Raw genomic sequence first — 1,302 nt, 5'->3', positions numbered from 1 at the left:
TTGGACCTCTGTCAAGAAAGTGGACACTATGTTAAGAGAATTTAGGATGCCTTATGGTTGGAAAATTGCTCACTAAATTGAGCCGGCGATAAATAGCCCAATGCACTGTGGATCCGCTTGCGGTTATAAAACAGCTCGATGTACTCGAAGATCTCTTGGCGGGCTTGCTCCTTCGTCCGGAATCTCTTGCAATAGATCAGTTCCTTTTTGAGCAGGCTGTGGAACGATTCGATGCAGGCGTTGTCGTAACAGTTCCCTCGACGGCTCATGCTGGCTCGCATGTGGTACGATTCGAGCTTCTTGCGGTAGTCTTCAGACGCATACTGCGAGCCCCGATCGGAGTGGTGCAACAGCCCTTCCGGAGGCTTCTTCTTCGCATAGGCGTCCTCCAAGGCCCCTAGCACCAAGTCGGTGGTCATTCGGTCGCCTAGACGGTAGCCTACGATTTCACGGGTGCAGAGATCCAGCAAACTTGCCAAATACAGCCGCCCCTCGCGGCATGCAATATACGTGATGTCGGCCACCCACACTTGATTGGGCTGGTGGACGGTGAACTGCTGGTTCAAGATATTCGGAGCAACGGGATTCTCGTGGTTGGAGTCGGTCGTTTGAACTCTGAACTTACGTGCCACACAGGAACGCAGGCCCATCTCCTGCATATAGTTGCTGACCGTGCGCTCGGTGGTACGAAAGCCTTCCACGTGCAGCAGATACGTGATTTTGGGGCTGCCATACCGCCCTACGGAATCGGAGAAGTGGTACGAGATGCGTTCCATGACCTTCGCCTTTTGAAGCGCCTGTTGACTGGGCTCTGCTTGTAACCATTTGTAAAAACCGCTCCGGGACACGCCTAGCGCTTTGCACATCTTCTCCACACGGAACTCGGAGCGATGGTTCTCGATGAACGAGAACTTCAGTTCCTTGGTTTGCTGAAGATGTGCACTGCTTTTTTTACGATTGCCAGTTCCTCCTCCAGATCGGCAAGTCGGCGATCTTTGGCTTTCAGCTCACGCTCCTGCTCTCGGAGAAGCGTCTCTAATTCGCGCACCCGCTGTGCGCCAGCCAAAGGCTCGTTCTCGAACTGCCGATACTTGGCAAGCCATTTGTGCAGGGTGCCTGCCGGTATGTTCAGTTCGAGGCTGATCTCCCCCACCGTCTTCGTCTGCTCTTGAATGTACTTCACCGTGCGTTGTTTAAACTCTTCGTTGTAATGCTGCCGTTGTTCACCCATGTGAACACCTCCTAGATAAGCTTATTATCAAGCTTCTCCTAAGCTGGTGTCCACTTTTTATTCTAGCTGCA

The 1,302-nt window shown here is 52.6% G+C and carries 1 pseudogene; it reads right to left on the bottom strand.

The features are described from left to right. Positions 1-41: 41 nt before the first annotated feature. Positions 42-1,231 (bottom strand): annotated as a pseudogene (locus FE781_RS17600) (IS3 family transposase). Positions 1,232-1,302 lie beyond the last annotated feature (71 nt).

The organism is Paenibacillus thermoaerophilus (genome assembly GCF_005938195.1).
In the GTDB taxonomy this organism is placed as follows: Bacteria; Bacillota; Bacilli; order Paenibacillales; family Reconciliibacillaceae; genus Paenibacillus_W; species Paenibacillus_W thermoaerophilus.
Note: the sequence above shows the minus strand (reverse complement) of the source record. Positions and strands in the feature narration are given on the sequence as shown.